Annotated in this window: 6 protein-coding genes; all 6 read right to left on the reverse strand. The window is 33.7% G+C overall.

The features are described 5' to 3' along the window. Positions 1–113: 113 nt before the first annotated feature. Positions 114–2,162 carry a DNA topoisomerase gene (locus MKX82_RS29775; protein ID WP_182102345.1) on the reverse strand — a complete coding sequence of 683 codons (2,049 nt, stop codon included), beginning with the start codon at positions 2,160–2,162 and terminating at the stop codon, positions 114–116. 65 nt (positions 2,163–2,227) lie between these two features. Beyond that, positions 2,228–3,256, reverse strand: coding sequence for a DUF3991 domain-containing protein (locus MKX82_RS29780; protein WP_182102346.1), 1,029 nt, complete (start codon positions 3,254–3,256; stop codon positions 2,228–2,230). A gap of 55 nt (positions 3,257–3,311) precedes the next feature. Continuing rightward, positions 3,312–4,757: a hypothetical protein gene (locus MKX82_RS29785; protein WP_182102347.1), complete on the reverse strand. Its 1,446-nt coding sequence runs from the start codon at positions 4,755–4,757 to the stop codon at positions 3,312–3,314. A 12-nt stretch (positions 4,758–4,769) separates the two neighbouring features. Next, positions 4,770–5,636, reverse strand: a complete 867-nt coding sequence (locus MKX82_RS29790; protein WP_182102348.1) for a conjugal transfer protein TrbL family protein — start codon at positions 5,634–5,636, stop codon at positions 4,770–4,772. An 11-nt stretch (positions 5,637–5,647) separates the two neighbouring features. After that, positions 5,648–6,973, reverse strand: a complete 1,326-nt coding sequence (locus MKX82_RS29795) for a VirD4-like conjugal transfer protein, CD1115 family (RefSeq protein ID WP_445738872.1) — start codon at positions 6,971–6,973, stop codon at positions 5,648–5,650. Between the two features lie 167 nt (positions 6,974–7,140). Continuing rightward, positions 7,141–8,973: a group II intron reverse transcriptase/maturase gene (gene ltrA, locus MKX82_RS29800; protein WP_285308747.1), complete on the reverse strand. Its 1,833-nt coding sequence runs from the start codon at positions 8,971–8,973 to the stop codon at positions 7,141–7,143. Positions 8,974–9,720: the final 747 nt, after the last annotated feature.

The raw sequence follows: 9,720 nt of genomic DNA on the forward strand, positions 1-9,720 counted from the left end.
GAATTTCCTCCAAATTTATTATTAGTAATTACTTTTTTGTTGTATGAAGTCTTCACAATTATCTTCAGGAAACCCTTACCTAATAAAACAAGTAAGAGATACATGAGCATCTCTTACTTGTTAGCAAATTCGATCCAGTTCTTCTCTAAATTAAAAACAACATCTGCTTTATATGCTTTTCCTTGCTTGGATTTTAAATTAACCTTTACTATTTTGCCTGCAAAAAGCTTTCCTGCTTCCGTTTTAGTAATAGTCTTCTTACCTAGTTTCTCTAATCCATTTTTCCAAATAGTTGCTTTACACCCTTCTTTAAAACCAGAACAAGAGTAAGCTTTGCTATTTTCATAAATTGGCTTCTTACACTTTGGACACGTAGCTATTACTTCTTTCACTGGATTCGCTGCAGCTGAAATTGTTTTAACATTCCCTCTAATTTCTTCCGCTGTTTTTCGTAATAGTCCCTCTAATTCTTCATAAAAAATAACTTCATCCAGCTCACCATGCTCAACTTGGGATAGCATTGTTTCAAAATAAGCAGTCAGTTTAACACTATATAAGGAAAAGTCTTCAGGCATCATTCCGATTAACTCTCTTCCCAGGGTGGTTGAAATGATTTGATTTTTCTTTTTCTCAATAAAACCACGTTCTACTAGTTTTTCAATGATGGAGTCCCTTGTTGCAGTTGTTCCTATTCCTTCAACAGTCTTCATCATGTCTTTATCTGAGGCTTCATCCAGGAATTTAGCAGCATGTTTCATATCATGTAATAAAGTTCCTTCTGTATATCTTTTTGGTGGCTGTGTTTCTTTTTGAATTAATGAATAATCCCCTATATCATTTAAGCTACTTTTGCTTAATGCCCCCTTTTGAAGAACTTCTCCATAAAGCTCTCTCCATCCAAGTTCCACTAATAGCGTCTCTTTTGCTCTAAATGTATATTCTTGATCCATAAATACTGCTGTAGTTTCTTCTTTTACTGCATATGGGTAAAAAGCTGCCAAAAACCGTGTTGAAATCACATCGTATAAGATTGCTTCGTCCCCTGAAAGATTATTAGCTACTTTAGAAGTGATGATAATTGCCTCATGATCCGTTACCTTGGAAGGATTAACAAAGGAGGATTCAATCTTATATCCATTGTTAATTACTTTACTTACCCACTCGTTACCAGAATGCTTTTCTAACAGGGCAGGAAGCTCAGAATCATTTGCAATATACTGAGAGCTTGTACGTGGATACGTAACAAATTTCTTCTCATATAAAGCCTGTGTCGTACTTAACGTATGAGCTGCACTCCATTTATGTTTTTCATTCATGAATTTTTGAAGTTCAGTTAAATCAAATAGCTTTTCGGGTTTTTCCTTCTTATTTTTTGTATTGATTTCAAATGCTGTTCTGTTCCCAAGAGAATCTAATATAGATTGTGCAGCTGCCTTAGTTAACTGAGTATCTTTATCTAATAAAAGCTCGTATTTGGCCCCATTTTTATCAGTGGCTACAATAGAGTAATGTACCACTTTAGAAAATTTTTCAATGACTTTATCACGATTAACAATCATTGCAAGCGTAGGTGTTTGTACACGACCAAGAGATAATACTTTACTGCTTTTACTTAACTTAGTTACCAGCATTGTACTATTCATACCGACCAATAAATCTGACTCTTCTCTTAGCTTTCCAGCTACTGCTAAACCCTCATAAAGAGAACCATCTTTTGCATTATTAAATGCTTTAGTTAATCCTTCCTTGGTCATATCTTGAATCCAAAGACGCTTTAAAGGCTTATTTACCCCACTTAACTTATAAATCTTACGGAAGATGTGTTCCCCTTCCCTTGCAGCGTCTGTAGCAATATAAATGAGATCAGATTGTTTCATCAGACTTGTGACAGTCTTAAATTGTTTTTTTACTCCTGGATTTTCTATAACAGTTAAAGGAATATCTTTAATGAAAAAAGGCAATTTACTAACATTCCCTTTCCAACCCCACTCCTCATTAATAGACTCAGGTCTTACGCAACTTACAAGATGGCCAAAAGCAAATGTATAAATCTTCCCATCATTGCCGATATAATGACCTTCACCTTCTTTATACCCTCCAGATAATGCTGTTGCTAAATCCCTTGCTACACTTGGTTTTTCACAAACAAAAAGTTGATTCATTTATTTTTCCCTCCAATTATTTTTTAAATAAAAAAAGCACCCTGTTAGGATGCTTTTAATTTATTTCAAATCTCTATCTCTTCAGACACGTTTTTTTTTATTGGTGATTGGACTCTTGCTTTGAGTTCATTATTCCAATCCCACTTAGATTGACCTTTCGGTAAATCAGGAATATCGGAATTAATGATAATTTTTTTTCCGTCTTTACGATGAAAATCATAGCTTTTTACCTTATCAATAAATTCTCTGCCAGCATTATCATTGTCTACACATAACGTAATGGATTCTAAGTTTTTCCCTGCCTTTTCAAGATTCTTCACCGCATTCTTTACTGTTTGAACAAAAGTTTCGAATTTTAACCCATCCATACTTTTTAGTTGGCAATTACTCAGTGTAGATCTATTTAAAGTAAGGTAGCTTAAAGAGTCAATTGGAGCCTCAAAAAAATATAAATTCTCTGGATATCCTCTTGTTATGGAAAATCCGTCATTAGTAGCTTCCTTGGTTGTTGGCAATACTTTTTTAAAGTAGGCACGGTCAGCATGTATTCTCTTTTCAACAGGAATTTCCCGTGTTCCTTGAAGATTTGCTCCTATTAGCTCTCCTTTGTCTTTCCACTTGAATACAACATTTTTATAGGAGTCCTCTTTAATAAAATCCATATCAACCAACATATCCACTAAATCAGCATCTATTTTACGTTCATCTACCAAGTATTTAATAACATTATCGGTAGTAGCGCTCTCATCTACATCATATTGAAACTTATCAGGATAGGTAGGTTCTGGTGCCTTAAAAGCTATAAATTCTTTATCACCCAAGTCACTATTTATCTTCTTTACCGCAGTTTGAAAAGTAAAATTATGTACATTCATTAAATAGGTTACGGCATTGCCTGAAACGTTCTTACTGTTCCAACTGAAGTAATTTCTTTTTATATTAACAACTAAACTATCATGTTGTTCGTGTCGATAAAATTGATTCCCTTCCCTTTTTAATGGCTCACCTATTGATAATAAATATTCCAAAATATCAACGTTATTAGCTCTTTCCTTTTCTTCCTGAGTAACAAATTCTTTTACTTCCTGACTCAACAAAACCCCTCCCTATCTAAATTTTTGTTTATATAAAAAGAAGCTAGACAATGTTCTAGCTTCTTTTGAAAGATGATATTAGACTATCAACATAGTTTTCTATATCCTTAAGTATTGGAAATGTATCACCCAGATGGAATATATAAATAATCGCAGCTATAACTACTAAAAAAGCAGCTGTTTTCAAAAGAAATCCAACAAGGCCAAATTGTTTTTTAATCGGACTCTTTTTCATTGCTGCTACATACCTTTTTTCTATTCTATTTTGTTTATTCATTTCTTTTTCTTTTAGCCTTACAGCCTTTTGAATTTCCTTTTCTTGTTGATCTCGATCCTTTTTCAATTCTTCCATAAACTTAATTTTTTCAAGTGCTATTTTTTCTTCTATCTCCAATTTCTTAGTAGCGTCCTTCTTCTTAGCTTGCTTTGTAGCTAATTGTTTCACACGATATTCTTTAATCATCGTATATCCCTTTTTAGAATTACGAATGGTGAACCTAACGCTATATTTAATAAATTGAAGGAAAAGTCTCTTTGCTTCCTCAAAATCGAGTTCCTGAAGACGTTCTTTTAAGGTTAATTTTGGTACTACAATGCTAGGAGATGGTAAAACTTCATTTGTTGCAACTATTTCTGACTCTGAACTAGTAAAGCTTAATAATTCTTTTTGTTGTTCTAATTCCTCTTTATCTTTTTCAGCTTTCAAAAGAATTGCTTTTCTTGTAGATTCGAGCTTCCTTTCTTCTAATTCTTGTAGTTCTTTTTTTCTTTCCAGTTCCTGTTTTTCGAATTCAACTTCAGTATTTGCTAAATCAATTTCTGCCTTTTTTGCTTCTTCCTCTACTTGTTTTAATCGCTTTTCATGCTCTTCTTTCTTCTTTCGATCAATCTCTTTTTTTTCTTCCATTCTTTGTTGCGCTTTTATTGTTTCTTCTTCCAAGATTCGTAAAGCTTCAATGCGTTGAGATTCTTTGACAGCAGCTTCTTTTTCTTTTAGTGTAATAGATTTCTCCAAAGCTTCTTTTTCGTCCTGGATCTCTTTCATCTTTTTTTGATGTTCCAGTTCTTTTTGCTGCCGTTCCTTTTCATCCTTTTTCAATTGTTGTTGAATACTATTCTTTTCAACTCTCAATTGCTCAAGTTTTGCTTTCTCTTCTACATGATTATTATTAAAGGAAAAATCCTCTTCAGATTCAATGATTTCTCGATTTTCTATCTTCCTAACATATTCAGTTACTGACTTTGGAGTATTTGAATTTTGTCTAATAACCTCATATAGACTTGGAATATCTCTATCTATGGAAATAGTTGAATTAAATATACTTTCACCTGATTGTACTTCTACAATTTTATAGCCAACCTTCATACTAAGACCTGTTTGTTTATATCTTGATACAGAATCAACTAGCATTTCATTTGCTTTTAAAAATGTCTGAGGAGATTCGAATTCAAACCTCCCTTTTTCTGCATTCAATTTCTTTTTATATATTATTAGATACATACAAGTTCCTCCTTACTTTAATAATTTAGTAAGTAACATTCGGGAACCCATAGAACCTATGCTTCCTGCTCCTCTACCAAGAGAACGACTACCAGCTTGAGAACTGCCCGAACTATACCACATATTTTTGAGTACGGAAGGTGACTTTATAATTAATGCTCCTGCTCCAATTGCTAAAAAGATATTTCCACCCGTAAAAAGTATATTTACTATTAAAGTTACCAGGAATAATTTAACTAATAGCGATACTACAATAGATAACAACTCTCTCCACCAAACCTGAAAGTAGTTATTATCATCTGCCAGCATAGATAGTGCTACAGGTGCAATAAGAATTTGCATGATTATATAGTCTGCATAGAAAACACAAACAGAATATAAAAACATAATAAAAACAACTAAAAAGAATATTAATGCTACTGATAATACAAATCCCCCAAAACCGAGGACACTTCCAGTAAGAGCTGCCGACATTAAAGTATATCCTGCTTTCCCATCAAAATCCGTTCCAGCCGCTGCAAAATAGTTAGCAATAGGAAGAGCAATTTGCATAAATAAGATTTTAATGAACCAGGGTAGCACTAGCATAGCTCCTGCACTTTTGAATAACCTTAAAATGATTTCATCCAAGGGATATTGTTGTGTTCCGTTTTGAGTATTAATGATATACTCTATGATTTTATATAAGGCAATGATTACGGCAAAAATACCAGTAAACCACGCAAAAAAGGACATCGTATCATCTACAAAATTTGACTTAGGTAAATCAAAAACTATTTTATTCATCATGGATAAAATCCAGTTCATGAATTCTTCCACCCATGAATTAATAGTATCTTCTAAAAGTCCTTTTAATTTATCGCCAACCCAATCAAACATTTAAGTACACCTCAATTTTTTTGTTCTTTTTCTATTGCATCCAAAACATTCAATGAGTTTTCAAACATATCGTTAAAATTTTCTCGTGCATGATCCAGAACCTGATCTTGCTCCATATCAGCTAAATATTGTTCTTCCATTTCTTGTTCTTCTTCATAATCAAACTCTTCTAAGACATCCATCCGAGTCTCATATGCAGCAACTTCTTTATCATATAATTCTTGAGCAGCTTCGCTGATTTTCCTTTTATATTCCATTTGAGAAACTTCAAATTCCTCAACTAATCCTGGATACAATTGAAATTGAATTGCCTTCTTTGCTTTAATTGGATACTTACCAGCAATTATTACAATGCTGTCTTTTTCAGACATGGTTAATATTTCATCAGCATTCATCAGAGAGCGTTGCGAAAAGGAAAAGTTTGAACTACTGGATGCGTTACCTGTCTTTCCTCTGGATATAGAGCTACCACCTGTTTCTACTTTGATAGTTGCTTTCCCCATAAGATTACTAAAATACGCTGCAGTGGTATCATTGACATTTCCCAAACAAATTTTTATAGCACAGTTACCTAAAATAGATTCTGCTTTATCCTTACCGTATTTATCCATTAACTGAGTGTTATTCTGTAAAATCGTACAACAAGCAATTCTGTATCCTCGACAGGTAGCTAAGAATTCTTCATAGTTATTGAATTTTCCTAAGTTAGGGAATTCATCTAAAAGGAAAACTGTAGGTACAGGTAACTTAGCACCATTCTTATCTCCTAACAGATAAAGTTCTTGGAACATTTGCGTAAAGAAAAGATTAATAAGTCCTTCCCAAGTAGAATCCATTGTTGGTATTAACACATAAAGCGCAACTTTTTTTGTTCCTATGTCCTCAAAGAAAAAATCGTTTCCACTTGTAAATGCAGCAACCTCATCATCTACATAGTCACCTATTGTTGTGAGTAAGCTTATGATAATACTTGCTCTCGTTTTTTCTTGAGATTTCTTAAAACCTAACTCATAACTTCTTCTTGCTGGATGTCGTTTATCTAACTCCATAAACTTCTCATCTAGTTCACTTTCTCCATCTTCATTCGCCTCAGGGTCAAACTCTTGAAGAAAATCTAAAATCCCTTCCATATTCCTTTTATCTGGATGAAACTCTGATTTTGCATATAGAATTAAAGCTTTTAACAAGCCTAATTGAGCATTAAACCAAATATCTTTTCTTTTAGGATCATTCTTGGCACTTACAATCGTATTAGCAACCGTTGTTGCATCAAGATCCTTTCTTACGTATCCAAAGGGATTATAATGGTCAGATATCCCCATATTTTTAAAGTTCACAACCCGAACTTCATATCCCTGAGCTTCCTTAATTTTGGCGGTCTTTTCATAAACCTATAGCAATAGGTAAGGATTTGAAGTTATCTCCACCTTTTCCCCTGCTTCACACCGTACATGACCCTTTCGGTGTCATACGGCGTTCCATCAATTTCAACTGATGTTATAAGTTACATAATTATCGGTTCTTTACCAGATTTAATTCTAAGGCAATTTAGCTTCTCCACTTGCTTTTGATTAAGGTTAAAAGACCGGAGGACTTTAGTAATCTTTTGTATATCTGTCATGTGAATAAGCTTATGAATAAACCAATCAACAATTATTAAATTACTATATTTATCTGTTCCTCCAAGTTCTAGGGGAATAATATGATGACAATGAACTCTGTCAATCCCAATTAATTCTCCTGTTACAAAACATTTACCATATTGAGCTACATATTTAGATATTCTATTATCGTTGTACTCAATACTTCTACTCCTTGAGTAGGTTGCCATTACTTGTGCAAGTACATCACTTGGTATCGCCCTAAGGTTTGTATGAATTTTACTACGGCCTTTTTCAGTGAAATTGTTGATACCTTGTGAAAAATTACACGGATTCTTATGATGAATTCCTGTAATTGGCAACAGTGGAGTACCTTGAATAGTAAATATTTTAGTATTTGGTTGGATTCCTTTTGTCCTTTTCTTAAAAGCAGGAGGTGTTTCACTAAATTTAATGATTTTTGCATTATTTTTAAATCTGTTTTTCATAGTTTTTAAAAGAGAGTAATTTATCTCCGTTAAATCCATATAAATCGTGGTAGCATATCTATAGTAATTTTGTATTCCAATAAGGGTAATGTTAAAGTTCAATACGCTTTTTGGTAAAGGTTTTTCTTGGATTTCTTTGACCTTTTCCCTTAGTTTCTTCTTAGTTTTCAAGATAGCTTTGTCTGTCATTCCTGTTTTGGCTACATAGCCAAATTTTGATTTACCTTGTTTAACAAGTTTGACTTTAAATCCTAGAAAATTGGAAGAATTCTTTTTCAAGTTGACGATTTTAGATTTTTCTTTATTTACTTCAAGCCCTAGTCGCTTATTCAAAAAGTCAACTGTTGCATGATAAAAGCGTTGTGCGTCCTCATATGATTCACACATAATTTTAAAATCGTCTGCGTATCGAATGATATAACCGCATTTCATATTTGTATATTTCCTTGCATAGCTACGAAAACCATAGTTTTCACTAGACATTCTTTGCGGTTTATACGTTTCCCATTGACTACTTATCCACCAATCTAATTCATTTAAAACGATATTAGATAATATAGGTGAAATTATTCCTCCTTGCGGAGTTCCTTTAGTCGGGATTCCTTCTCCTATTATTTCGGATTTCAGTATTTTAGAAATAATCGAGAGTAAGGATTTATCACGAATTCCCAATGCCCACATCTGTTTCAGCAGTTTTCCATGATTGACATTATCGAAGAATCCTTTGATATCAATGTCAACACAATAATGTTGCCTCCCAATATTCATAAGACTAACCATTCGGCTAAACGCATGATGTGTACTTCTATTTGGTCTAAATCCATAACTATGGTTATGAAATTTAGCTTCACAAATAGGTTCAAGAACTTGTAAGATACATTGTTGTACTAATCTATCCCAAATTGTCGGAATACCTAATGGACGCTTTTTATCACTGCCCACTTTAGGAATGAGAACTCTTTTGACAGGTTGGGGATGGTATTTGTTTAACCTTTTTCTTACTTCGTTAATTATTTCTTTATCATTCAAATGCCAAATGTCTTTGATTGTCAAATCATCAACACCAGCAGTTTTGCTTCCCTTATTTGTTTTGATATTACGATATGCTAGTCGAATATTTTCTTCAGAATCGATTGTATTTACTAACTTATAGAAATTGTTACCGTTAAGACTTCTTGAATATAAGTCATCATATGTTTGTTGCATATTGTAATACTCATTATGTCTTAACTTGGTTTTCTTCAACATGGGCTGTAACCTCCTTCTGAAGGAGAAATTACATCTCTTAGTCTTACTCGAAACCATGTTAACCGTTTGTAACTATCAGTCTTCAATTGACTAGTGGCTATCCCTCCACATTCATTAGATGCTTCATAGGTACTGTGCCACCACTTTCACTATCATAAATCTAGGTTATATATCTGACTAATATCATCAGTACTTTCCCTAGAACCACTTCGTAGGAAGTAAGTCCTCCATGTTGACAGCTTACCACGTTCCATCATTCCTATCTGTACATACACTATTAGGTTTCCCCTATGAGCCTGCTACTTTAATACTGCCTTTAACAATATACGGACTTTCATAAAGGAGAGTTTTACTCGCCCGCAGTAGCGACACCATTTGTGTCCACATACCTTTCGATATGTTCCCGATATAGACCCGTACATTCAGGGATTCGTCTACACTAACAAAGTTCGCTGATTGTATCGTTGTGAATTCTAACCATAAGAGTTTTATAGACTTCCGGCATATCATATTCATATCCTACCTCTAGGACACTTTCGTTTATAAGTTTCTATAATTACGGAATATTTCTGCCGACTTCACCGAACTTCATACAGTTTAGCTCTTACCAACTAAATCGCATGTCGGAGGATTAAAGGAAGCCCTTCAAGGCGTTACCCTATCATTTGACTTCTCGGAATGACAGTTCATTGTTGAACTGTTAGGTTCGACAATGCCTAACCTTTTCAGTTAGGAACGTGTCGTACC

It is taken from the genome of Niallia sp. FSL R7-0271, assembly GCF_038005785.1.
Taxonomy (GTDB): domain Bacteria; phylum Bacillota; class Bacilli; order Bacillales; family Cytobacillaceae; genus Niallia.